Below are 24177 nucleotides of genomic sequence, written 5' to 3' on the forward strand. Positions count from 1 at the left end.
ACCGTCACGGTCAGGTCAGGTCAGGTCAGGTCAGGTCAGGACAGGACAGATCAGGACAGATCAGGTCAGCGGCTCCACCCACACATCCCGGAACCGCACCTTGTTGCCGTGGTCCTGGAGCCGGATCGCCCCCGCGGCGGCGGACTCCGGGGCGCCCGCGCCGGTGGGGCCGTCCACGGCCACGTCGTCGTGCACCTTCTCGCCGTTCCAGACGACGGTGATCCGGGCGTCCTCGGTCTTCTTCCCGTCGTCGCCGAAGCGCGCCGCCCGGAACGTGATGTCGTACGTCTGCCAGGTCTCCGGCGGCTTCGCCATGTTCCGGTCGGCGGCCTTCTTCAGGTAGATCGCCGCTGCTTCGTTGTTCGCGAGCTCCTTCACCCCGTACGAGTCGAGGATCTGCACCTCGTAGCGCTCTTGCAAGTAGACGCCGCTGTTGCCTCGGTCCTGGCCGGTGACGTCGTCGGGGAGCTTCGGCACCCGGAACTCTACGTGCAGTCTGAAGTCCCGGAAGTGCTGTTTCGTGCGCAGGTCGCCGCAGCAGACCTCCATGGACCGCTCGGCGGTGTGCGGCCACTCGGGGGCGCGGCCGTCGGTGTGCTGCCATGCCGTGGCGATGCTGCCGCCGGAGAACAGGTCGATCCGCTCGCCCGGGCGCCGCACCTCAAGGGCGTCGAGGTTCACGTGCCCGGTGTCGCCCGCGCCGACCGCGTACGTGATCGTGTTGCGGCCCTTGCGCAGGTCGAGGCGTTCGGTCGACGTCGACCAGCGGTTCCACTCGCCGGTGTCGGGCAGGCGGGTCCGGCGCGGCTCGCCGCCGTTGACGCTGACGCCGAGCGTCTTGGTGCCTGCCTCGGGATAGGGGCCGTTGGCGTAGCGGAGGCCCACGTCGTAGCTGCCCGCCTTGTCCACGTGGACGTCGAAGCGCACCGTGGCGCCCTGCTCGCCGAGGCCGTCGACGAATCCGCCGCCGGTGTACCCGGCGTGCTCGGTGTCGATGGACGCGCCGCCGGAAAGCGCCGCCGACTCGGCGTCGTACGTGGTGACGGGTTCGTCCGGGCCCGGCTTGGCGTTGAGCGTGTACCAGGCCTCGGTGGACCAGAGCTGCTCCCCGCCCTCGGCGGAGAAGGGGCGCGGCGAACGGACGTGCACGACACGGTCGCTCTTCAGGCCGGGGATGGTCAGTGTGACCTTGCGGCGGTCGTCGGAGAGCTTCGCCGAGGTGACGGGCAGCGCCTCCTCGTCGACCTTGGGGCCGCCGTAGGCGGGGGTCGGCGCGTACCTCCATTGGGCGACGGAGTAGGCGCCCTCGGTCAGCTCGGCGGCGGTCTCGTCCGACAGGGGCTTGGTGTAGGTGAGTTCGAAGCCGTCCCGCGTGGCGCGCATGGTCTTGATGTCGAACGCGGTCTTGCCGTTGGGGGTGAGTTTCTGCAGGCCGAAGCGGAGTTTGCCCGCCTGGCCCCAGTTGCCGTCGGCGCCGAGGCCGCCGGTGTAGAGCGCGCCGTCGGGCCCGGTGCTGATCCGGCTGACGCCCGCCTCCAGGCCCTGGGTGTGCCGGAACACCGCGCCCTGGTACGCGCCGTCGACCTTCTCCAGGTCGGCGCGTTGCAGTCCGCCGTAGGTGACGTCGCCGAAGACCATCTGCCCGGCGAACGGGCCGTCCTTCAACCGCATCGGTGTACTGGGCGAGTTGGCGATCTCGTTCTGCGGCAGCCACAGCACCGGCTTGGTGACGGGCTTGTCGTCGAAGGGGCCCGGCGGGTTGGTGCGGTGGTTGAAGAAGCGGTCCTGCTTGACGTGCATCAGCTTGGACGCGGGCAGCCAGCCGCCCTGGTTGTCGGTGACGAACAGTTCGTCGTCGGGGCCGCGCCCGATGCCGTTCGGGGTGCGCAGGCCGCCGGCGAGGTAGCTGACCTTGCCGGTGTCCTTGTCGACCTTGATGGTGGTGCCGCGGTTCTTCGCGGGCTGCGGATCGGTTGTCGCGCCGCCGTAGTCGATGGCCACGGAGAGGTTCAGGTAGAAGGAGCCCTTGTCGTAGAGCAGGCCGAAGGCGAACTCGTGGAAGTTCCCGCCGTAAGGCCAGTCGGCGACCTTGCGCTTCTCGTCGACGACGTCGTCGCCGTCGGTGTCGTCGAGCTCGGTGAGCTGGTGCTTCTCGGAGACGTAGAGCTTGCCGTCCACGTGCACGATGCCCATGGGCTCCTTGAGCCCGTCGGCGATCTTCTTGTACGTGACCTTCTCGGGGCCGGTGTCGCCGGTGACGTGGTCGAGGAGGTACACCTCGCCCCCGGTCTGCTCGCTGCCGCCCCAGGTGGTGATCGCGAGCCGGTCGTCGGGGAGCCAGTCCATCGCGGAGACCTGCGGTTCGAAGCCCTCGGGGCGCAGATCGGTGAGGGTGTAGCCGGGGTTGACCTCGGTCAGCGGCAGCCCGTCGCCGGGGGTGTCGGTGCCGCCCTCGCACTCCTTGCGGCCGGGTGCGGTGACGCGTACGACGTCGGCGTCGGTGCTGAGCACGGACTCCGGTACGGCCGTGAAGGCGGTGGCGCCCGGCGGCTTCCACTCCAGGGTGACCCGCTGGTCGCCGCCCGCGTCGAAGTGGTCGATGCGCAGCGACCGGTAGCCGGCGTCGAGCGTGATCTCGCCGTCCTTGGGCTCGGCCCCGTGCAGCCCGTCGTGGTCGATCACCTGCTGTCCGCCGAGCAGCAGTCGGGAGCCGTCGTCGCTGGTCAGCCGGAATCCGTAGGTGCCCGCCTCGGGCACGTTCAGGTTGCCGCTGAGCTGGGAGACGAAGTGGTCGCTGAACCCGAAGCCCTCGGTGGAGTTCCAGTCGGCCGCGGGGACGAGCTTGTCGACGTTCGGGGTCTGCGCGGGCTTGAGCGCGCAGAGTTCGGTGAGCGGGGTCTGGATGTCGAACACGCGAAGGGTGAGGCCGGGTTCCTGCGGCGGCAGGTCGGCGAAGGGGCGCGGGGGATCGTCGGCGGCCGCCGGTCCGGCCAGGCAGGCGCCGAAAAGCGCGGTGAGCAGCAGTCCGGTAGCTTGTAATGACGTACGGCGTCTGTGGCGTAAGGGCAGCGCGGGGCGTGGCTTCACTCTTCCTCCTGCGTGATTCCGCTGGGGCGAAGCAGAGTTCTGCTGGGGTTGCGCAGATTTCCGCGGCAGAGCGACGCTCAGCGTAGGGACGCCTGCGAGGCCCGTCCATGCCTTTGTCCTCAAAAAGGAGAAAGTGACAGGGAGTTGATGAAGAGCCGCTCCCGCGACCGCCCGACCTTCCGGAGCCCGACGCTCCTGAGCCGACGTTGCCGAGCCCGACGTTCCCGAGCCCGACGTTCCCGACGTTCATCGTTCATCCGCGGCCGGTGGGGCGGTCTTGTGCGGACGGCGGCGACGGTCTTGGGTTGATGGCTGTGCACGCGCCGCCCACGCTTCGCGGGTGACGCCCTTCGACAGAAGGATCGACCTATGAGTGAGGCCGACTGTACGGAGCACGACGCTCCGGTCACCGAGGACGAGGTGGAGGCGCTCGTCCACGGCATCTGCTTCAAGACCGGTCCGCCCGCCGCCGTGGGCGTGGAACTCGAATGGCTCGTCCACGAGTTGCGCGCCCCCCGCCTGCCCGTCACCCCCGAACGGCGCGCGGCGGCGACCGCCGCACTGCGTGCCCTGCCCCTGAGTTCGGCCCTGACGGTCGAACCCGGCGGCCAGCTGGAGCTGAGCTCGCTGCCCGCCGCGTCCCTGACGGAGTGCGTCACCTCCGTCTCCGCCGACCTCCGGCTCGCCCGCCGCACCCTGGGCGCTCTGGGGCTCGGTCTCTCCGGCCTCGGCCAGGACCCCTGGCACCCGCCGCGCCGCCTGCTCGACGATGCGCGGTACGTCGCCATGGAGCGGTACTTCGACCGCACCGGGCCCGCCGGGCGCGCCATGATGTGCTCCACCGCGTCGGTGCAGATCTGCCTCGACGCCGGGTACGAGGAGCCGGGCCCGCTCGGGCACGGGCGGCGCTGGCGCCTGGCCCATCTGCTCGGCGCCGTCCTGGTCGCCGCGTTCGCCAACTCCCCGCTCGACCGGGGCCGTCCGACGGGCTGGCGCTCCACCCGGCAGGCGGTGTGGGCGGCCATCGAGCCGGGCCGCAGTGCCGCTCCCCCGGAGTCCGCCGAGCCCCGGGACGCGTGGGCGCGGCACGTCCTGGACGCTCCGGTGATGTGTGTCCGTACACCCGAGGGGCCGTGGCTGGTGCCGGAGCGGGTCAGCTTCCGGGACTGGCTGCGCGGCGGTGCGCTGCCCCGGCCGCCGACCCGCGCGGACGTGGACTACCACCTGACCACGCTGTTCCCGCCGGTGCGGCCGCGCGGCCATCTGGAGCTGCGCATGATCGACGCGCAGCCGGGCCGGGACGGCTGGCTCGTGCCGCTCGCCGTGACCGAGGCGCTGTTCGAGGACCCGCAGGCCGCGGAGCGGGCGTACCGCACCGTGAAGCCGCTGGCCGAGCGGGCGGCGGGCGAGGACGGCCGGGTCAGGCCCGCGCCCCGCAACCCGCTCTGGCTGGACGCGGCGCGCCACGGCCTGGCCGACCCGGAGCTGCGCGAGGCCGCCGCGGACTGTTTCACCGCCGCCCTGGAGGCGCTGCCGCGGCGTGGCGCGCCTGCGGCGGTCGTGGACGCCGTCGGCGCGTTCGCGGAGCGCCATGTCGCGCGCGGCCGCTGCCCCGCCGACGACCTGCTCGACGAAGTGAACGGGAGGACGACCACGTGAACGGCACCCCCATCGACGCCCGGGACGAGGACGCGCTGCGCACCGCCGCGCGCGCCGCCCTGACCGCCGCGCGGGACCGCACCCGGCTGCTCACGACCTGCGTGGACGAGGCCGAACTGACCGCGCAGCACTCGCCGTTGATGTCCCCGCTGGTGTGGGACCTCGCGCACATCGGCAACCAGGAGGAGCAGTGGCTGCTACGCGCCGTGGCCGGGCGCGAACCGATGCGGCCCGAGATCGACTCGGTGTACGACGCGTTCGAGCACCCGCGCGCGGAGCGCCCCGCGCTGCCGCTGCTGCCGCCGGACGAGGCGCACCGGTACGCGGCGGAGGTGCGGGGCCGGGCCCTGGACGTCCTGGACACGAGTGTGCTGCGCGGCTCGGCCCTGGTGGACGCGGCGTTCGCGTTCGGCATGATCGCGCAGCACGAGCAGCAGCACGACGAGACGATGCTGATCACCCACCAGCTCCGCAAGGGCCCGGCCGCGCTCACGGCCCCCGAACCAGCCGCGGTGACAAGCCCGCCGAAGGCCCGCGAAGTCCTCGTCCCCGGCGGCCCGTTCACCATGGGCACGTCGACCGAGCCCTGGGCCCTGGACAACGAGCGCCCGGCGCACCGCCGCGACGTGGCGGCGTACTGGATCGACACGACCCCGGTGACGTGCGGCGCGTATCTGGAGTTCATGGCCGACGGCGGCTACGAAGAGCCGCGCTGGTGGGACCCGGCGGCCTTGCCGCACATGCGCGAGCACGGTCTCGTGGCGCCGCTGTTCTGGCGCCGTGAGGGCGGACAGTGGCTGCGCCGCCGCTTCGGGGTGACGGAGCCGATCCCGCCCGACGAGCCGGTCCTGCACGTGAGTTGGTACGAGGCGGACGCCTACGCCCGCTGGGCCGGGCGCCGTCTGCCGACCGAGGCCGAGTGGGAGAAGGCCGCCCGGCACGACCCGGCCGCCGACCGCTCACGCCGCTACCCGTGGGGCGACGCCGACCCCACCCCAGACCGCGCCAACCTCGGTCAGCGCCACCTCCGCCCGGCCGCCGCGGGAGCGTACGAGGCGGGCCAATCACCCTTGGGCGTACGGCAGTTGATCGGTGACGTATGGGAGTGGACGGCGAGCGACTTCCTGCCCTATCCGGGGTTCGTGGCGTTCCCGTACCGCGAGTACTCGGAGGTGTTCTTCGGCGGCGACCACAAAGTGCTGCGCGGCGGTTCGTTCGCCGTGGACCAGGTGGCCTGCCGGGGCACGTTCCGCAACTGGGACTATCCGGTGCGGCGGCAGATCTTCTCCGGATTCCGTACGGCGCGGGACGCGCGGCCGGAGGAGGCCCACGGGCAGGCGGAGGTGCGCTGATGTGCCGCCATCTGGCCTTCCTCGGCCCGCCCGCACCCCTCGGCGACCTCCTCGTCCGCCCGCCGCACAGCCTGTTCGTCCAGTCCTGGGCGCCGCGCCGGCAGCGGCACGGGACGGTCAACGCCGATGGTTTCGGCGTGGGTTGGTACGCGGACGGCGACCCGGCGCCCGCCCGCTACCGGCGCGCCGGGCCTGTCTGGAGCGACCTGTCCTTCGCCGATCTGGCACGGGTGGTGCGCAGCGGCGCGTTCCTCGGCGCGGTGCGGGACGCGACGCGCGCGGGCGCGGACGGGGAGGCCGCGGCGGCCCCGTTCACGTACGGGCCGTGGCTGTTCAGCCACAACGGGATGGTGGCGGGTTGGCCCAACTCGGTTGCGGAGCTTGCCCGTTCACTGCCGGTTGAGGAACTCCTCTCCCTGGAGGCGCGCTGCGACTCGGCGCTCGTATGGGCGCTGCTCCTGCACCGGCTGCGGTCCGGGGACGAGCTGCCGCAGGCGCTCGCCGACACGGTCACGGACGTCGCGGCCGCCGCGCCCGGCTCGCGCCTCAACCTCCTCGTCACGGACGGCACGCAGATCGCGGCGACGGCCTGGGGCGACAGCCTCTGGTACCTGGCGGGGGGCGGGCGCGCGGTCGTGGCCTCCGAGCCGTACGACGACGACCCCGAGTGGCGCGAGGTGCCCGACCGGACGCTGCTGACCGCGAGCCGCACGGACGTGCTGCCGACCCCGTTGAAGGACCCTGAGCCGAAGGAGCCGATGGCGTGAGCACGTTGCAGTTCACCCGCACCCTGCCCGAGGACGCGACCGGCGCCGCCCTGCGCGCCGACGTCCGCAGCGGCCTGACCGCCTCGCCCAAGACGCTGCCGCCGAAGTGGTTCTACGACGCGCGCGGCAGCGAACTCTTCGACGAGATCACCACGCTGCCCGAGTACTACCCGACCCGGGCCGAGCGGGAGATCCTGCTGGCCCGCGCCGGGGAGATCGCGGCGGCGACCGGGGCCCGTACGCTGATCGAGCTGGGCTCGGGCTCGTCGGACAAGACCCGCCATCTCCTCGACGCCTTCGGCGAGTTGGCGATGTACGTCCCGGTCGACGTCAGCGAGAGCGCGCTGCGGCAGGCCGGTGAGGCGTTGCGCGCGGAGCACCCCGCGCTCGACGTGCACGCCCTGATCGCCGACTTCACCGCCCCGCTCACGCTGCCCGCCACACCCGGCCCGCGCCTGGTGGCGTTCCTCGGCGGCACGCTCGGCAACCTGCTGCCCGCGGAGCGCGCCGCGTTCCTCGCGTCGGTGCGCGCGCTGCTCTCGCCGGGCGACGCGCTGCTGCTCGGCACCGACCTGGTCAAGGACGAGGGGACCCTGGTGGCGGCGTACGACGACGCGGCCGGGGTGACGGCCGAGTTCAACAAGAACGTCCTGAACGTCATCAACCGCGAGCTGGGCGCCGACTTCGACCCGGACGCCTTCACGCACGTGGCCCGCTGGGACCGGGAGCGGGAGTGGATCGAGATGCGGCTGCGGGCCCGCACGGACATGTCGGTGAAAATCGCCGAACTCGAACTGGCGGTGGACTTCGCGGCGGGCGAGGAGCTGCGGACGGAGATCTCGGCGAAGTTCCGCGAGGAGGGCGTACGCGCCGAGCTCACCGCGGCGGGTCTGACGCCGGCGCACTGGTGGACGGACGCGGAGGGGCGGTTCGCGCTGTCCCTGTCGCGGGTGGCGTGAGGGCGCGGCGCCGGCGGGCGCGTGCTGCACTGGACGTATGACGTATCACGCGATCGTCGTCGCCGACGTCCACGGGACGATCACGCAGTGGAACGACGGCGCGGAGCGGCTGTTCGGCCACTCCGCGCCGGAGGCCGTGGGCCGGAAGCTGGACCTGCTTGTCCCCGAGCGGCTGCGCGAGGCGCACTGGGCGGGGTTCGGGCGCGCGATGGCCCACCCGCAGATCAAGGACCTCGCGGCGGACCTGCCGGTCCTGTGCGCGGACGGCACGGAACGCCTGTACGCGGGGCGCCTGTTGGTGCTGTGCGACGGCCTGGGCGCGGCGCTCGGCGCGATGGGGATCTATGCGAGCGAGGGGAGCACGGGGGTGCGGCCGTTAGGCTGAGCGGCGCCGCCACGGGGGCCAGCCCCCGGACCCCCGCTCCTCAATCGCCGGAGGGGCTGATTTTCAGCCCCTCCGGCGATTGAGGAGGCCCGTCCGGCGAGGACTTTCGGGAAGGGGCGGGGAGGGGGAAACGAAGGCGCGCCCCTACCCTCGCAAGGCCTTCGTGATCTCCGCGGAAGCGGCGCGCGGCGACGCCGGGGTCGCGCGTCCGCGGGCCGCGCCCTCGGCCATCGCGGCGACACCCGGCACGTCCCGTACCGCGTCCGCGAGCTTCGCCTTGTTGGGGACGTGGTGCATGGTGCGGGCCAGCTCCGTCTGCCACTTGCGCCCGACCAGCGCGTCGATGACGGCGACGGCGCCCCGCTGGACATCGCTGCGCTCGGGCACGATCAGGTCCGAGCCGCCGGTGAAGACGGCCGCGGGCTGCCCGGACCGGCGCCCCGGAATGGGGAAGAACCCCAGTTTTCCCTTCAGTTCGGGGTTCTTCTCCTCGATCGCCTCGGCCGCACCGGGTACGGACACGATCTGCGCGACGTCCCCGCGCGCGAACACCTCGGCCTGCGGCGGCGTCTCCTCGTCGGCGTCCTTGGGGCCCCGGCCCAGCTCCTGGAGCCGGCGGTAGAAGTCCATACCGCGCAGCGCGGCCGGGCTGTGCAGCGTGCCGCGCCAGCGCCCCGCCTTCTCCTCGGCGAGCTCGCCGCCCTCCTCCCAGACGAACCCGGCGAGCGTGTACCAGTCCTGCCCGGCCAGGTAGATCCCTTGGTTTCCGGCGGAGTTGAGACGCTTCGTGTACGTCAGCCACTCGTCCCGCGTGGCCGGCGGGCGGCCGAGGCCCGCGTCGCGGAACAGGTCCTTGCGGTAGACGACGACACGGTTGGCGGCGTACCAGGGGATGCCGTACTGCGCGCCCCGGTGGTTGCCGGGTTCGGCGAGGCCGGGCAGCCAGTCGTCCATGCCCCAGTCGCGCATGGACTCCAGGGACAGATCGAGCAGTTCGGCCTCGTCCACGTACTGCGCGACCTGCGTGTTGCCGACCTCGATCACGTCCGGAGCGGCGGCGGAGCCGCTGCGCAGCGCGGCGGTCACCTTCGCGCCGACACCGGTCCAGTCCTGTACCTGTACGTCGAGTCGGAGCCCGGTGTGCTCACGCTCGAACTCCGCCGTGAAGCGGCGGACGAACGCGTCGGAGGCGCTGCCCTTCATCAGCCACACCGTCACGGTGTCGCGTTCCTCCCCGCCGGGGAGGAGTCCGCAGCCGCCCAGCGGCAGGACGGCGGCCAGGGCCAGACAGGTCGCGACGAGGCGTTGCTTCACGTGGGTCACCTTCGGTGTGCGGACACGGGAGGATCGCCCGACGTGGGGGGTAAGCGGGAGGGACGGTACGGGGGACGGCCGCCCGGCCGCTTGCACGGGTGTGGCTGGGGATTTTGGTATGGACCAACGGAAGGGTCAAGGTTCCGGCCCTGGGCATCTCGACGACCGTCGGTCGCCTCGCGCCCGCCCGCGCCCTGGGGCACGGTGGTGGAGTCACCACGCGAAAGGAGTGCGGCCGCCATGTCCGACCACACCTACCGGGTCTCCGAGATCGTCGGCACCTCGCACGAGGGAGTCGATCAGGCCATCCGCAACGGCATCGCCCGCGCCGCCCAGACGGTGCGCGGCCTCGACTGGTTCGAGGTGACCCAGGTCCGCGGCCACATCGTCGACGGGCAGATCGAGCACTACCAGGTCGGCCTCAAGGTCGGCTTCCGCATGGAGGACGCGGAGGGCTGAGGCGCGGCGGGTTCGGCGTGCACTTCCCCTCCCCGCCCCTTCCCGAAAGTCCTCAGCGGACGGCCTCCGGGGGCCGCGCCCCCGGGCCCCCGCTTCGGGGCTCCGCCCCGGACCCCGTATCGCGCTCCGCGCTCGTCCTCAAACGCCGGACGGGCTGAATTTGCAGGACGAGGGCCGAAGGGGGCACCCAATAGGGGCGCGGGGCTGTGACATCTGCGGCTCCGCCGCGGGGCGCGACCAGCCACGACGGCGCGGCAGCCGAACGACGGGTCGAGCACAGCCCGTCCGGCGCTTGAGGACGAGCCCGGAGGGCGATCGACGGCGCCCGAGTCAACCGTGCCGGACGCCGTCCGACCGCCTCACGTCCGCCCCTCCCGCTCCTGCGCATCCCTCAGCTCGGCCGACGAGTCCGCCCAAGCCGCCCGTACGACCGTGAATCCCGCGTGCCGTGCGGCCTCGCAGACCAGTTCGTCGTCGTCCACGAGGACGCGGACCTCGCGGGCGCGGGCCAGTCGCCGCAGTACGTCCAGCTTGGTGTGCCGGGCGGGCCTGCGGTCGCTGTCGCGCCGCATCCAGATCCGCCCGTCGGGCAGCCCGTACCGCTCCAGCCAGTCCTCCGTGTCGGCGCGGCAGCGCTCGGGCCGGCCGGTGAGGTACTGGATCTCGCACTCCTCGGCGTGCGTCCGGACCAGGGCGAGCCCCTCGGCGAGCGGCGGGTCGTCGGGCGCGGCGGCGAAGAAGCCGTTCCAGTCGCGCGGCCTGACCTCCAGGAAGTGCTGCCGGTGCGCGGTGTCGGCGAGGGTGTTGTCCAGGTCGAACACGGCGACCGGGCGGGGTGCGTGGTCCATCCGGCCAGCGTAACGAGAGCCCGGGAAGCAGGCGCAGGCGTCCCGCGTTGTACGGACCGTGACCTCACCGACCGCACCGCCCGCGCCACCCGCACCGACCTCACCGACCGCACCGCCCGCGCCACCCGCACCGACCTCGCCGACCTCGCCGACCTCGCCGACCTCGCCGGCCGCACCGACCGCGGCACTCCCGGCACCCGCCAAGACCCGGTTCTCCGTGCTCGACCGCTCCCGCACCCTGGAGGGCCAGGACGCGCCCTCGGCGCTCCGCGCCACCGTGGCGTTCGCTCAGCAGGTGGAGGCGCTCGGCTATCACCGGTTCTGGGTCTCCGAGCACCACAGCGTGCCCGGCGTCGCGGGTTCCGCGCCGACCGTGCTCGCGGCGGCGGTGGCCGGGGCGACGCGCACGATCCGGGTCGGCACCGGCGGGGTGATGCTGCCGAACCATCAACCCCTGGTCGTGGCCGAGCAGTTCGGCGTGCTCGAATCGCTGTTTCCCGGCCGGATCGACATGGGCCTCGGCCGTTCCGTGGGCTTCACGGGCGGGGTGCGCAAGGCCCTCGGCCGGGACAAGGACGACGCCCGCGACTTCGGCACCCAGCTGAACTCCCTGCTCGGCTTCCTCACCGGCGGCCAGACCGACCACCCGCAGGTGCACGCGCACCCGGCGGAAGGACTGCGCGTCCCGCCGTACGTCCTGGCGATGGGTGAGGGCGCCGATATCGCGGCGGCGGCCGGGCTGCCGCTGGTGATCGGCGATCTGCGCGGCCGCGGCCGCATGCTGACGGCCATCGACCGCTACCGCGAAGGCTTCAAGCCGTCCGTCTGGGCCGACGAGCCGTACGTGATCATCTCCGGCACCGTGGCCGTGGCCCCCGACAAGGCGGCGGCGCGGCGGCTCCTGATCCCCGAGGCCTGGTCGATGGCGTACTCCCGCACCCACGGCGTCTTCCCGCCGCTCGCCCCGGCCGAGGAGATCGAGGCGCGCGAAATGACGCCCAGGGAGCGGGAGTTCTACGAGCAGGGCCTCGCCGGACACGTGCACGGCACGGAGGACGAGGTGGCCGCCGCCCTGGCGGACCTTGTCGTGGCGAGCGGTGCGGACGAGGTCCTGGTGACGACGTCGACGTACGACCGCGAAGCGCTGCTCGACTCGTACCGCGGGCTCGCCCGCGTCGCCGGCCTGGGAGCGGCCGCCGGCTGACCCCCGGGAGCGTGCGGCCTGACCCCCGGGCCGTGCGGCCTGGCCCGCGGCGGTTCGTGGGCTCCGCGTCGCGCCGGGGTGCGGGGCTTCGTACGAGCCGCCTGCGCTACGACCGGCGCACTGCCGTATCAGGCTGGTTCATCCCCTTCGGCAACCTCGTGCTGCTGAGGCAGATCGCCGACGACATCCGGCACGCGTCCAGTCCGCCCCGCCGGACCTGGGCATCCACGTGCTGGAACCGGCCCGCTCCCCCACTCGTCCTCGGTGGCAAGCAGCGGCCCGGTTCGGGCCCGCCCGCGCGGACGTAGCCCCCGATGGTGTGGGATGGGCGGCGGCAGACGCGCGCATCGACGTCTGCGGAGACGTGAACAACAGAAATGGGGGAATCGTGGCACGAGCACGGGCACAGAGAGTGCGCGGCGTGGCTCAGGCCCTGGCGTCAGGCAGCGATCCTCGGCAGCTCGCCGAGAACGAACTGCGGCGGCGGACCGGGGTGTCCGGCGGCGGGCAGGACGGCGCGGACCGGCGGCACGAGGCCGAGCAGGACGGCATGGACCCGGCGGACTTCCCCGCCGCCCGCGAGCAGGGCGGCTCCATCGACACCGTCATGGTGCAGAAGACGGTGTCGCTCGACGACGCCGGGGAGGCCCTCAACCGCAGCGAGCAGCAGCGGGACGGCCTGGAGAAGGTGCACGCCATCTGCCCGATGGTGCTGCCCAAGGGGCGTTCGCTGCTGAGCATGCTGCCGGTCCTGATGCTGCTCGTGGCCGGTGTCGTCGGGACCGTCATCGTCTCGGCGACGGACGCATCGCCCCTCACCAACCCGCTGTTCGGCATCCACTACTGGATCATCTCGGTGCTCGCCGTGGCCTTCGTGTGGTGGCGCCAGGGCATGGTGATGGTGCCGGACGGCTGCCACGCCCTGATCACCCGCTTCGGCAAGCTGGAGAAGGTGGTCGGCCCCGGCCGGGTGGTGCTGCTCAGCCCGTGGAAGCGGGTGTCGTACATCGTCAACACGACGCGTGAGTACCCCTTCAACGCCCCCGTGCGCGAGGCCCCGACCAAGGGCGGCGTCAAGGCGTCGATCGATCTGTTCATCCAGTTCCGGATCAGCGACCCGACCGAGTTCGTGTACACCCTCGGCGCGGTGCGCGGCTTCGAGGAGAAGCTCAACAACGCGGTCAGCGAGACCATCCGCTCGCTCATCTACGAGCAGGAGGCGGCCGGGATCTACGACATGGTCGGCGAGGACACCGGACGGCTCCTGGAGCAGCTGAACCAGCAGTTCCGTCCGGCCGTCGAGCTGACCAACGCGAACATCACGCACGCCGAACCCTCCGACCGCAACTACCGCATGGACCTGGCGGCCCCGGAGATGGTGCGGGTCGCCAAGGAGGCGTACACCCACGAGTACGCGCTGCAGCTGCGCAAGGAGCAGGACGAGGGCGATCTGACCAAGGAGCTGGCGACCAGCCAGGAGACGCTCTCCGCGATCCAGGCGGACATCGCGCAGTACCAGGCGCAGATGGACACCGCCGTGGAGCGCGAGACCAACCGCGCCCAGGCCCTGGCGCGCCAGCGCTACGTCCAGGCCGAGTCCGAGGCCAAGGCGAACGCCGCGCTCCTGGAGGCGCAGGCGCTCGACATCCGCGCGGTGACCGCGGCGGAGGCGCCGGAGATCCTCGAATACCGCTACCAGCAGCAGGTCTTCGACACCCTCGAACAGGTCGCCGACCATCTGCCGCGCCTCGTCCGCATCGGCGGCTCGGCGGACGGCGACGGCGCGGCCGGCGTCGACTTCCTGCAACTGGCCCGTGAGCTGGTGGGCGAGCGCGGCACGGAGCTGTTCTCGGAGGCGGACATGGCGGCCGTACGGACCCGGCTCGGCGAGGTCGCCGAGCGGATCGCCGGACGCCAGACGGAGATCGACGCGCTGCTGCAGGCCGTCGAGACGGAGCGTCCCACCGTGCCCGCGGCACGCACCGAGGTCGTGGCCACCACCGGCACGGATCTGGACATCGAGGCGGACGGCGTGATCGAGGAGGCCGGCGAATGAGCGGCGCGCGTACCAAGGAGAGGTCGGTCATCTCCGAGACCGTGGCCTCCTGGAGCAATATCGCCCAACTCCTTCGCGGCGGCGAGGCGGGCACCCTGATCCCCGTGATCATCCCCCGGCACCAGCGCAAGCTGTGGTGGATGCTGCCGCTCTGGGCCGGGCTCTTCGCCCTGGTCAGCGGTGTGATGCTGGGCCTGCGCGCGGGCGGTGAGGGCAGCGTCTCGGACGTCGCGTACGGCACGCTGTCCACGCTCGCGTACGTCGCCGGGGCGGTGCTGCTCCTCATCGGCGGGCTCTGGTGGTGGCGGTCCTCCATCGTCGAGATCGAGCAGGGCACCCACGGCGTGCTGACCCGCTACGGCGCGGTCACCCGCACCCTGGACGCGGGCCGGCACTACCTGTGGCACCCGTGGTCGCGGGTGGACTTCGTGGTCGACGTCGCCACCGAGATCCCGTACTCCGCGCCGGTGATGGCCTGTCCGACGCGGGAGAACGTGCCGCTGCGGTCGATCGAGTTCTTCCTGAAGTTCCGGATCACGGACGCGGTGCACTTCGTCCGTACGATCGGCGCGGGCAACTTCGACCTGGTGCTTTCCAGCGCCGTCCAGGACGCGATCCGGCAGCGGGCCCGCCTCATCCAGACCGAGCGGGCGTACGACCTGCGCGGCTCGGACGTGGCGGACATGCAGGAGCTGCTGAACAACCAGCTCTCCCGCTACGGCGTGCGGATCACCGGCTCCAACATCCCGGACGTGCAGCTGCCCGCCCAGTACCAGCAGCACCTGGCGACCCGCGAGCAGGTCGCCAAGGAGCGCACGGCCTACGAGCAGGAGTGGGGCCTGACCCGCAAGCGCCGTATCGACCAGCTCGGTATGGACATCGAGCGGGCCAAGAAGGTGCGCGACGCCCGTATCGTCGAGGTGAAGGCGGCGCTGAACAAGGCCCGTGAGGAGGTCGCGCAGCTCCTGGAGGAGCAGGAGACCAACGCCCAGCGGGTGCGGTTCGAGATCGAGACGCGCGGCCGCAGCGGCCTGATCTCCGCGGAGAACGAGTCCCGTGCGCAGCGGGCCCTCGCCAAGGCCTACCGCGACAACCGCGCGGTGCTGCAGTACGAACTGGCCCGCCGCCGCCTCGAAGTGGGCGCCGAGCTGGCGTCGCGGGCGCCGCAGCCGGTGGTGGTCCGCACGGACGGTGCCGGTGACACCTCGGCCCTGTCGACGCTGCTCGCGGCCCAGCTGCTGCCGCGCCTCACGTCGACGCCGACCGCCCTGCCCGCGCTCGACACCCGGCTCCTGGGGCAGGACGAGGAGCACGGCGCCGAGGACTGAGTGACGGCACAGTGACGACACGGGGCGCGCGCGGACGACCTAGAATCGTGGGGTTTGCCCCCTCCAGTCCCCGCGGAGCGCCCCGTGTCGATCAGCCCCCATGAGCACGACCCGTACGTCCGCGTCCGCGGTGCCCGTGAGCACAATCTGCGGGGTGTGGACGTGGACGTGCCGCGGGACATGCTCGTGGCGTTCACCGGGGTGTCCGGCTCGGGGAAGTCCTCGCTCGCGTTCGGGACGATCTACGCGGAGGCGCAGCGGCGGTACTTCGAGTCCGTGGCGCCGTACGCGCGCCGTCTGATCCACCAGGTGGGGGCGCCGAAGGTGGGCGAGATCAGCGGGCTTCCGCCGGCGGTCTCCCTGGAGCAGCGGCGCTCCGCGCCCAGCTCGCGCTCCTCGGTGGGCACGGTAACGACGCTCTCCAACTCGCTGCGGATGCTGTTCTCCCGCGCGGGCGACTACCCGGCGGGCGCCGACCGCCTCGACTCCGACGCGTTCTCGCCGAACACGGCCGCGGGCGCCTGCCCGGACTGCCACGGCCTGGGCCTGGTGCACCGTACGACGGAGGCGCTGCTCGTCCCCGACCCGGCGCTCTCGATCCGGGAGGGCGCGATCGCGGCGTGGCCGGGCGCGTGGCAGGGCAAGAACCTGCGGGACGTTCTGGACGCGCTCGGGTACGACGTGGACCGGCCCTGGCGCGAACTGCCGCGGCGGGAGCGGGACTGGATCCTGTTCACGGACGAGCAGCCGGTCGTCACGGTGCACCCGGTGCGGGACGCGGGCCGTATCCACCGCCCGTACCAGGGCACGTACATGAGTGCCCGGCGGTACGTGATGAAGACGTTCGCCGACTCGAAGAGCCAGACCCTGCGCGCCAAGGCCGAGCGGTTCCTGGAGAGTGCTCCGTGTCCGGCGTGCGAGGGGCGGCGGCTGCGGCCCGAGGCGCTCGCGGTGACGTTCGCGGGCCGCACGATCGCGGAGTTGGCGGCCCTGCCGCTGACCGCCCTGGCGTCCCTGCTGCGTGCGGCCGACGGCGACGAGACGGCCCGCGTACTCACCGCCGACCTGCTCGCCCGGATCGAGGTCATCACCGAACTCGGCCTGGGGTACCTGGGGTTGGACCGCTCGACGCCCACGCTCTCCGCGGGTGAACTCCAACGCCTGCGCCTGGCCACGCAGTTGCGCTCGGGCCTCTTCGGTGTGGTGTACGTCCTGGACGAGCCGTCGGCGGGCCTGCACCCGGCGGACACGGAGGCGCTTCTCATGGTTCTGGACCGGCTGAAGGCGGCGGGCAACTCGGTGTTCGTGGTCGAGCACCACCTCGATGTCGTACGCCGCGCCGACTGGCTGGTCGACGTGGGCCCGCGCGCGGGCGAGCACGGCGGACAGGTGCTGCACAGCGGGCCGGTGGCGTCGCTCGCGGAGGTCGAGGAGTCGGCGACCCGGCGCTTCCTGTTCGGGCCGCCGCGGGCCGGTACGCGTGCGGTGCGCGAGCCGGACGGCTGGCTGGAGCTGGCCGGGGTGACGCGGCACAACCTGCGGGGTGTCGACGCGGAGTTCCCGCTCGGCACGTTCACCGCGGTCACGGGCGTCTCGGGCTCGGGCAAGTCGACCCTGGCCGGACAGGAACTCCCCCTGGTCGCCGAGGAGTTGGACTCCGTGAGCCGTGTGGTCCAGGTCGACCAGCGGCCGATCGGCCGTACGCCGCGCTCCAACCTCGCGACGTACACGGGCCTCTTCGACGTGGTCCGCAAGGTGTTCGCCGAGACGGACGAGGCGCGGGCGCGCGGCTACCGCGTCGGCCGGTTCTCCTTCAACGTGACCGGCGGCCGCTGCGAGACCTGCCAGGGCGAGGGCTTCGTCTCGGTGGAGCTGCTGTTCCTGCCCAGTACGTACGCGCCGTGCCCGGACTGCGGCGGCGCCCGCTACAACCCCGAGACCCTGGAGGTCACGTACCGGGGGCGGACCATCGCCGAGGTGCTCGGCCTGACCGTGGAGGCGGCCGCCGCGTTCTTCGCGGACGTACCGGCGGTGGCGCGCAGCCTGGCCGCTCTGCTCGACGTGGGCCTCGGCTATCTGCGGCTCGGCCAGCCCGCGACGGAGCTGTCGGGCGGCGAGGCGCAGCGCATCAAGCTGGCCAGTGAACTCCAGCGGGCCCGGCGCGGCCACACCCTGTACGTGCTCGACGAGCCGACGACCGGTCTGCACCCGGCCGACGCGGAGGTCCTGATGCGGCAGCTGCACGGCCTGGTGGACGCGGGCAACACGGTCGTGGTCGTCGAGCACGACATGGCCGTGGTGGCGGACGCGGACTGGGTGATCGACCTCGGGCCCGGCGGTGGCGACGAGGGCGGCCGGATCGTCGCGGCGGGGCCGCCCGCGCGGGTCGCGCGGGCGGCGGGGAGCAGGACGGCGCCCTATCTGGCGGCGGCCCTGGCCCTTGCTCAGGAGGCCTGAGCCTCGACGGGGGCCTGAGTCTGCGGGGCCACGAACTGCACATCGAGGTTGATCTTCACGACCTCGCCGAGCAGGCCGGGCGCGAAGTCAAGGCCGTACTCGCTGCGGCGCAGCTCCCCGGTGGCCTCGAACCCGGCGTGCGTACCGCCGTCGATGGGCGACTCGACCAGGCCTCCGAACTCGACGGCGAAGCTGATCGGCCGCGTCACGTCGCCGATGGTCAGGTCGCCGGCGAGGGTCCAGTCCTCGCCCCCGCCCTCGATACGGGTCGACCGGAACGTCATGGTGGGCCGCTTGGCGACGTCAAGCAGGTCGGAGGCGCGGACGTGCGCGTCCCGGTCGGCGTTGCCGGTGTCGACGGAGTCGAGGGCGACGGTCGCGGAGACGGAGCTGGACCCCAGGTCCTCGCCGACGACGAGCGAGGCGTCGAGCTGGTTGAACCGGCCCCGGACCTTGGCGATGCCGAGGTGGCGGATGGTGAACCCGACGGCGGAGTGCAACGGGTCGAACTCCCAGGTCCCGGCGGGCAGCGGCAGTACGGGGGTGGCCTTGGCGGCGCTGTACGAAGTCATACGGCCACCCTGCGCGGCGGGCGGGCCCGGAGGAAGGCCGGGCCGAGGCGGGCAGCGGCTGGGCCGGTAGCGGGCAGGCTAGTAGCGCGCAGTCTGGTAGTGGCCAGGCTGGTAGTGGCAGGGCCACCCTGAGCGCGGGGCGCGACCGTACGATCGACGGGTGAGCGACAACAAACTCGGCGCGTACCTGCGCGGCTGCCGTGAGTCCGTGACGCCCGCCGACGTGGGCCTGCCCGCCGGGCCGCGCCGCCGCACGCCGGGCCTGCGCCGCGCGGAGCTGGCGATGCTGGCCGGGATCAGCGTCGAGTACCTGGCCCGCCTGGAGCAGGGCCGCGACCGCCACCCCTCGGCGCAGGTTCTCGCCGCGCTCTGCGACGCGATGCGGCTGCCGCTGGAGGCCCGCGCCCAGCTGCGGCACCTCCTGAAGGCCGAGGAGGGGCACTACATGTGCGGGGCCGCGCCGATGCCGGCCCGCGAGGTGCGGCCCACGGTGCGCGCACTCCTCGACCGCCTCGAACCGACACCGGCCGTCGTCCAGAACCTCCTCGGCGAGTCAGTCGCCTACACGGAGGCCTACGCGCGCCTGGTCGGCCCCGTCGGTGCCCTGGACGAGGACCCGCCGAGCCACCTTCGCTACCTCTTCACGGACCCGCGCGCCCGGGAGGCCTACCCGGACTGGGAGCATGTCGCGGACGAACAAGTGGCCGCGCTGCACTACGACTTGAGCCGCAAGGACCCGTATGTCGCGGAGCTGGTCAAGGAGTTGACGATCACCGCGGGCGCCCCCTTCGCCGACCGTATCGCCGCCCCGCCCCACCTCCCTGCCCCGACGGGAGTGACCCGCTTCATCCACCCGGAGGTCGGCGAACTCCGCCTGGCCTACGAGACGTTGGCCCTCCCGGAGACGGACGGCCAACACGTACTGATCCACTTGCCCGCGGACGCGGCGACGGGGCGGGCGCTTGACCGGTTGCAGGGTTTGCGGCCGGGCGGGTTGCGGGCGGTGGGCGACTGACCAGGCTGGATTTCCTCCCCTCCCCGCCCCTTCCCGAAATCCTGCGGAGCTTCGGGGGCTCCGCCCCCGGACCCCCGCTCCTCAAACGCCGGAGGGGCTGAATTTGCCGGTCTGGGGCTCAAATTGAGCCCCTCCGGCGATTGAGGAGGCCCATCCGGCAGGACTTCGGGAAGGGGCGGGTAGGGGAAAAAAGAAGCCTCAGCCCCGCGACACCTTCCGAGTAGCCCGCAGAAACTCCTTGTTCATCGCCGCGATCGACGGCAACGGAATCCCCTTCGGGCACGCCGTCGCGCATGCGCCGGTGAGCGTGCAGCCGCCGAAGCCCTCCGCGTCCATCTGGCCGACCATGTCGAGCACGCGGGTCTCGCGCTCGGGGGCGCCCTGGGGAAGGACGTTCAGATGGTTCACCTTGGCCGAGGTGAACAGCATCGCCGAACCGTTCGGGCAGGCCGCGACGCACGCGCCGCAGCCGATGCACTCGGCGTGCTCGAAGGCGTAGTCGGCGTCCGGCTTCGGGACGGGGGTGGCGTGCGCCTCGGGAGCCGAGCCCGTCGGTGCCGAGACGTAGCCGCCCGCCTGGATGATCCGGTCGAAGGAGGAGCGGTCCACGACCAGGTCCTTGACGACCGGGAACGCGGAGGCGCGCCACGGCTCGATGTCGATCGTGTCGCCGTCCCGGAACGAGCGCATGTGCAGCTGGCAGGTGGTGGTGCGCTCGGGGCCGTGGGCGTCGCCGTTGATCACCAACGAGCAGGCGCCGCAGATGCCTTCGCGGCAGTCGTGGTCGAAGGCGACCGGGTCCTCGCCCTTGAGGATCAGTTCCTCGTTCAGCGTGTCCAGCATCTCCAGGAAGGACATGTCGGACGAGATGCCGTCGACCTCGTACGTGGACATGGAGCCGTCGGCGTCGGCGTTGCGCTGCCGCCAGACGCGCAGGGTCAGCTTCATCAGGCGTAGCTCCGCTGTGTGGGGTGGACGTACTCGAAGACCAGGTCTTCCTTGTGGAGGGTCGGGGCCTCGCCCGTACCCGTGAACTCCCAGGCCGCCGCGTACGAGAACTGCTCGTCGCGTCGCTCGGCCTCGCCGTCCGGGGTCTGGGACTCCTCGCGGAAGTGGCCGCCGCAGGACTCGGCGCGGTGCAGGGCGTCGAGGCACATGAGCTCGGCGAGCTCCAGGTAGTCGACGATCCGGTTGGCCTTCTCCAGGGACTGGTTGAACTCCTCGCCGACCCCGGGGACCTTGATGCGGCGCCAGAACTCCTCGCGGATCTGCGGGATCCGGTCGAGTGCCTTGCGCAGGCCCTCCTCGGTGCGGGCCATGCCGCAGAACTCCCACATGACCTCGCCGAGTTCGCGGTGGAAGGAGTCCGGGGTGCGGTCGCCGTCGACCGCGAGCAGACGCGCGATGCGGCCCTCGGTCTCGTCAAGGACCTCGCGTACGACGGGGTGTCCGGCGTCGACCTCGTCCCCCAGCGGGTTGCGCGCGAGGTAGTCGTTGATGGTGGAGGGGAGGACGAAGTAGCCGTCGGCCAGCCCCTGCATCAACGCGCTCGCGCCCAGGCGGTTCGCGCCGTGGTCGGAGAAGTTGGCCTCACCGACGGCGAAGAGGCCGGGGACGGTGGTCTGGAGGTCGTAGTCGACCCACAGGCCGCCCATCGTGTAGTGCACGGCGGGGTAGATCCGCATCGGGACCGAGTACGGGTCCTCGTCGGTGATCCGTGCGTACATGTCGAAGAGGTTGCCGTACTTGGCCTCGACCGCCTTGCGGCCCATGCGCTGGATGGCGTCGGCGAAGTCCAGGTACACGCCCTGGCCGCCGGGGCCCACTCCCCTCCCTTCGTCGCAGACGTTCTTCGCGGCGCGGGACGCGATGTCGCGGGGCACGAGGTTGCCGAAGGACGGGTAGACGCGCTCCAGGTAGTAGTCGCGCTCGTCCTCGGGGATCTTGTTCGGCGGCCGGTCGTCGCCCTTGGCCTTGGGCACCCAGATGCGGCCGTCGTTGCGCAGCGACTCCGACATCAGCGTCAGCTTCGACTGGTGGTCGCCGGTGCGCGGGATGCAGGTGGGGTGGATCTGCGTGAAGCAGGGGTTGGCGAAGTACGCGCCCCGGCGATGGGCCCGCCAGACCGCCGTGGCGTTGGAGTTCATGGCGTTGGTCGAGAGGTAGAAGACGTTGCCGTAGCCGCCGGAGGCGAGCACCACCGCGTCCGCGAAGTACGTCTCGATCTTGCCGGTGATCAGGTCACGGGCGACGATGCCGCGGGCCCTCCCGTCCACCACGATCACGTCCAGCATCTCGGTACGGGGATGCAGCTCGACATTCCCCGCGGCGATCTGCCGGGACAGCGCCTGGTACGCGCCGAGCAGCAGCTGCTGGCCCGTCTGGCCGCGGGCGTAGAACGTACGGGAGACCTGCACGCCGCCGAAGGAGCGGGTGTCGAGCAGACCGCCGTACTCGCGGGCGAACGGCACGCCCTGCGCGACGCACTGGTCGATGATCTCGACGGAGATCTGCGCGAGCCGGTGCACATTGGACTCGCGGGCGCGGAAGTCGCCGCCCTTGACGGTGTCGTAGAACAGCCGGTGAACCGAGTCGCCGTCGTTGCGGTAGTTCTTCGCGGCGTTGATGCCGCCCTGCGCGGCGATGGAGTGGGCGCGGCGCGGGGAGTCCTGGTAGCAGAACTGGACGACGTGGTAGCCCTGTTCGGCGAGCGTCGCGCCCGCGGAGCCGCCCGCGAGGCCGGTGCCGACGACGATCACGGTGTGCTTGCGGCGGTTGGCGGGGTTGACCAGCTTGGCCTCGAAGCGGCGGGTGTCCCAGCGCTCCGCTATCGGCCCGGTGGGCGCCTTGGCGTCGGCGATCGGCTCGCCGGTGGCGTAGTCGGCGTAGGAGCCGTAGGAACCGTAGGAACCGTAGGAACCGTAGGAACCGTAGGAATCAGGGGTCTTCATTCAGCTCACCACTCCGGTCATGACGGCGACGGGTACGGAGACGAAGCCCACGGTCAGGAGCAGTGCGAGCCCGTTGGCGGCGGTCTTCAGGGCACGGTCCCGGGCGGCACTGCCGACGCCGAGGGTCTGGGCCGCGCTCCAGAAGCCGTGCCGGACGTGGAAGCCGAGGGCGACCATGGCGACGAGGTAGATGACGTTGCCGTACCAGGTGGAGAAGGTCGCGACGACGTTCTGGTAGGCCTCGCCGTGCACCGCGTGCTCGTTGACGGTGAGGGTGGTCAGGTCGAGCAGGTGCCAGACGATGAACAGGCCGAGGATGACGCCGCCCCAGCGCATCGTGCGCGTCGCGTAGCTCGCGCGCTTCCGCTTGTGCACGTACGGGGTCGGCCGCGCCTTGATGTCCCGCCGGCTCAGCTGGTACGCGGAGACGGCGTGTGCCACGACGGCCAGGACGAGGACGATGCGGACCAGCCAGAGCGTCCACTCGTAGTGCATGAAGGGCTCGCCGACGGTGCGCAGCCAGTGCGCGTAGCCGTTGAACTCGTCGGTCCCGAAGAAGATCTTGAGGTTGCCCAGCATGTGGACGACCAGATACAGGAGCATGACGAGGCCGCTCACGGCCATCACCGTCTTCTTGCCGACGGTCGAGTCCCAGAAGGTGGGTGTCTTCGACGGCCGTCGGTCCGTCCGCGTTGCCCGCGTTGCCAGAGCCATGGTTCAAGACGCTAGAGGCCGAAGGCCCCAGAGGTCCAAGATCTTGTACGGCTCATCTCGATAGCTGATGCCTATCAACCGCGTACGCTGGTCCTTATGCAGCTGCAGCAGCTCCAATACTTCGTCGCCGTGGCCGAGACCCGGCACTTCACCCGGGCCGCCGAGCAGGTCCACGTGGCGCAGCCCTCGCTCTCCCAGCAGATCCGGGCGCTGGAGCGGGAGTTGGGCGCGGCGCTGTTCAGCCGGGCACGGGGCAACATCGCCCTGACGGACGCGGGCGAGACCCTCCTCCCGCTCGCCCGGCGGATCCTCGCTGACGCGGACACCGCCCGGCAGGAGGTGCAGGAACTCGGCCGCCTGGAGCGCGGCCGGGTCCGGCTCGGCGCGACGCCCTCGCTCTGCACGGGCCTGCTCCCGGACGTGCTGCGCGACTTCCACGACCGCTATCCGGGCATCCGCCTGCTCATCGAGGAGGGCGGCTCCCACGATCTCGTACGCGAGCTGGCCCGCGGCGCGCTCGACCTGGCCCTGGTGGTCCTGCCGCTGCCGTCGCCCTCCCCCGCCCTGACGACGCTGGAGCTGCTGCGCGAGGACCTGGTGGTGGTCTCCTCACCGGAGGCGCCCGCGCCGGGTACGCGGGGCCGTTCCGTGCGTGTCTCAGACCTGCAGCGCGAACACCTCGTGATGTTCCGGCACGGCTACGACCTGCGGGAACTCACAGTCGCCGCGTGCCGCGCCGCGGGGTTCGAGCCGGACTTCGCGGTGGAGGGCGGTGAGATGGACGCGGTTCTCGGGTTCGTGCGGGCGGGGCTGGGGGTGGCGGTGGTCCCGCGCATGGTCGCTGCGCGGGCGGGCCGGGGTCTCCGGGTCACCCCGCTGACCCGCCCCGGCCTCCACCGGACGATCGCCCTGGCCCACCGCAGCGACGTGGCTCCGCCTCGGGCGGCCCGCGAACTCCAGCGAATGCTGACGGAGGCTTCCCGCACCGGCTGACTCCGGGTGCGGCCGGAGTGCCCCGCCAGGGGCGCGGGGAACTGCGCGACCAGCCCC

At 72.0% G+C, this 24177-nt stretch carries 20 protein-coding genes; 13 read left to right on the forward strand and 7 right to left on the reverse strand.

Going from position 1 to position 24177, the window contains the following annotated elements; all coding sequences use genetic code 11:
* Positions 1-60: 60 nt before the first annotated feature.
* Complete coding sequence (locus QIT00_RS15815) at positions 61-3087, reverse strand: family 16 glycoside hydrolase (protein ID WP_282535899.1); 3027 nt, start codon at positions 3085-3087, stop codon at positions 61-63.
* A 369-nt stretch (positions 3088-3456) separates the two neighbouring features.
* Here QIT00_RS15815 and egtA point away from each other — a divergent pair, with 369 nt between their 5' ends.
* From egtA to QIT00_RS15840, 5 genes are read left to right on the forward strand one after another with little or no spacing between them, the layout of a single operon-like run.
* On the forward strand, positions 3457-4746 hold the full coding sequence (egtA, locus tag QIT00_RS15820; protein WP_282535900.1) for an ergothioneine biosynthesis glutamate--cysteine ligase EgtA: 1290 nt from the start codon (positions 3457-3459) through the stop codon (positions 4744-4746).
* The gene (gene egtB / locus QIT00_RS15825; RefSeq protein ID WP_282535901.1) at positions 4743-6098 is read left to right on the forward strand and encodes an ergothioneine biosynthesis protein EgtB; all 1356 of its coding nucleotides are present in this window, start codon (positions 4743-4745) and stop codon (positions 6096-6098) included. The genes egtA and egtB overlap by 4 nt, the downstream gene beginning before the upstream one ends.
* Complete coding sequence (gene egtC / locus QIT00_RS15830; protein WP_282535902.1) at positions 6098-6865, forward strand: ergothioneine biosynthesis protein EgtC; 768 nt, start codon at positions 6098-6100, stop codon at positions 6863-6865. The genes egtB and egtC overlap by 1 nt, the downstream gene beginning before the upstream one ends.
* Positions 6862-7824, forward strand: a complete 963-nt coding sequence (egtD, locus tag QIT00_RS15835; protein ID WP_282535903.1) for an L-histidine N(alpha)-methyltransferase — start codon at positions 6862-6864, stop codon at positions 7822-7824. The genes egtC and egtD overlap by 4 nt, the downstream gene beginning before the upstream one ends.
* A gap of 37 nt (positions 7825-7861) precedes the next feature.
* On the forward strand, positions 7862-8209 hold the full coding sequence (locus QIT00_RS15840; protein WP_282535904.1) for a PAS domain S-box protein: 348 nt from the start codon (positions 7862-7864) through the stop codon (positions 8207-8209).
* A 144-nt stretch (positions 8210-8353) separates the two neighbouring features.
* Here the strand turns inward: QIT00_RS15840 and QIT00_RS15845 are convergent, their stop codons facing one another.
* Positions 8354-9523 carry an extracellular solute-binding protein gene (locus tag QIT00_RS15845; RefSeq protein WP_408909781.1) on the reverse strand — a complete coding sequence of 390 codons (1170 nt, stop codon included), beginning with the start codon at positions 9521-9523 and terminating at the stop codon, positions 8354-8356.
* 240 nt (positions 9524-9763) lie between these two features.
* Here QIT00_RS15845 and QIT00_RS15850 point away from each other — a divergent pair, with 240 nt between their 5' ends.
* Positions 9764-9982 (forward strand): dodecin, encoded by a 219-nt coding sequence (locus tag QIT00_RS15850; protein WP_282535905.1) that lies wholly within the window; start codon positions 9764-9766, stop codon positions 9980-9982.
* 359 nt (positions 9983-10341) lie between these two features.
* Here the strand turns inward: QIT00_RS15850 and QIT00_RS15855 are convergent, their stop codons facing one another.
* Positions 10342-10830 (reverse strand): phosphatase domain-containing protein, encoded by a 489-nt coding sequence (locus QIT00_RS15855; RefSeq protein WP_282535906.1) that lies wholly within the window; start codon positions 10828-10830, stop codon positions 10342-10344.
* 217 nt (positions 10831-11047) lie between these two features.
* Here QIT00_RS15855 and QIT00_RS15860 point away from each other — a divergent pair, with 217 nt between their 5' ends.
* From QIT00_RS15860 to QIT00_RS15875, 5 genes are all read left to right on the forward strand, one after another.
* A complete protein-coding gene (locus tag QIT00_RS15860) occupies positions 11048-12034 on the forward strand; it encodes an LLM class flavin-dependent oxidoreductase (RefSeq protein ID WP_282536021.1) in 987 nt (328 codons plus the stop codon).
* 56 nt (positions 12035-12090) lie between these two features.
* Entirely contained in the window at positions 12091-12342 is a 252-nt protein-coding gene (locus tag QIT00_RS38935) for a DUF4328 domain-containing protein (RefSeq protein WP_408909783.1), read from the forward strand.
* 80 nt (positions 12343-12422) lie between these two features.
* Complete coding sequence (locus QIT00_RS15865) at positions 12423-14090, forward strand: SPFH domain-containing protein (protein WP_282535907.1); 1668 nt, start codon at positions 12423-12425, stop codon at positions 14088-14090.
* Complete coding sequence (locus QIT00_RS15870) at positions 14087-15418, forward strand: SPFH domain-containing protein (RefSeq protein ID WP_282535908.1); 1332 nt, start codon at positions 14087-14089, stop codon at positions 15416-15418. The genes QIT00_RS15865 and QIT00_RS15870 overlap by 4 nt, the downstream gene beginning before the upstream one ends.
* 84 nt (positions 15419-15502) lie before the next feature.
* Positions 15503-17875, forward strand: coding sequence for an excinuclease ABC subunit UvrA (locus QIT00_RS15875; RefSeq protein ID WP_282535909.1), 2373 nt, complete (start codon positions 15503-15505; stop codon positions 17873-17875).
* On the opposite strand, the gene QIT00_RS15880 is transcribed toward QIT00_RS15875, so the two are convergent.
* Positions 17863-18447 (reverse strand): YceI family protein, encoded by a 585-nt coding sequence (locus QIT00_RS15880; RefSeq protein WP_282535910.1) that lies wholly within the window; start codon positions 18445-18447, stop codon positions 17863-17865. The genes QIT00_RS15875 and QIT00_RS15880 overlap by 13 nt on opposite strands.
* A 160-nt stretch (positions 18448-18607) precedes the next feature.
* On the opposite strand from QIT00_RS15880, the gene QIT00_RS15885 reads away from it, so the two are divergent.
* On the forward strand, positions 18608-19462 hold the full coding sequence (locus QIT00_RS15885; protein WP_282535911.1) for a helix-turn-helix domain-containing protein: 855 nt from the start codon (positions 18608-18610) through the stop codon (positions 19460-19462).
* A gap of 198 nt (positions 19463-19660) precedes the next feature.
* On the opposite strand, the gene QIT00_RS15890 is transcribed toward QIT00_RS15885, so the two are convergent.
* From QIT00_RS15890 to QIT00_RS15900, 3 genes are read right to left on the reverse strand one after another with little or no spacing between them, the layout of a single operon-like run.
* A complete protein-coding gene (locus tag QIT00_RS15890; RefSeq protein WP_282535912.1) occupies positions 19661-20410 on the reverse strand; it encodes a succinate dehydrogenase/fumarate reductase iron-sulfur subunit in 750 nt (249 codons plus the stop codon).
* Positions 20410-22413 carry a fumarate reductase/succinate dehydrogenase flavoprotein subunit gene (locus QIT00_RS15895; protein WP_282535913.1) on the reverse strand — a complete coding sequence of 668 codons (2004 nt, stop codon included), beginning with the start codon at positions 22411-22413 and terminating at the stop codon, positions 20410-20412. Before QIT00_RS15895 ends, QIT00_RS15890 begins: the two co-directional genes overlap by 1 nt.
* Complete coding sequence (locus tag QIT00_RS15900; protein WP_282535914.1) at positions 22414-23127, reverse strand: succinate dehydrogenase; 714 nt, start codon at positions 23125-23127, stop codon at positions 22414-22416.
* Between the two features lie 96 nt (positions 23128-23223).
* On the opposite strand from QIT00_RS15900, the gene QIT00_RS15905 reads away from it, so the two are divergent.
* Complete coding sequence (locus QIT00_RS15905; RefSeq protein ID WP_282535915.1) at positions 23224-24120, forward strand: LysR family transcriptional regulator; 897 nt, start codon at positions 23224-23226, stop codon at positions 24118-24120.
* Positions 24121-24177: the final 57 nt, after the last annotated feature.

It is taken from the genome of Streptomyces luteolus (assembly GCF_029968015.1).
GTDB classification, from domain to species: Bacteria; Actinomycetota; Actinomycetes; order Streptomycetales; family Streptomycetaceae; genus Streptomyces; species Streptomyces luteolus.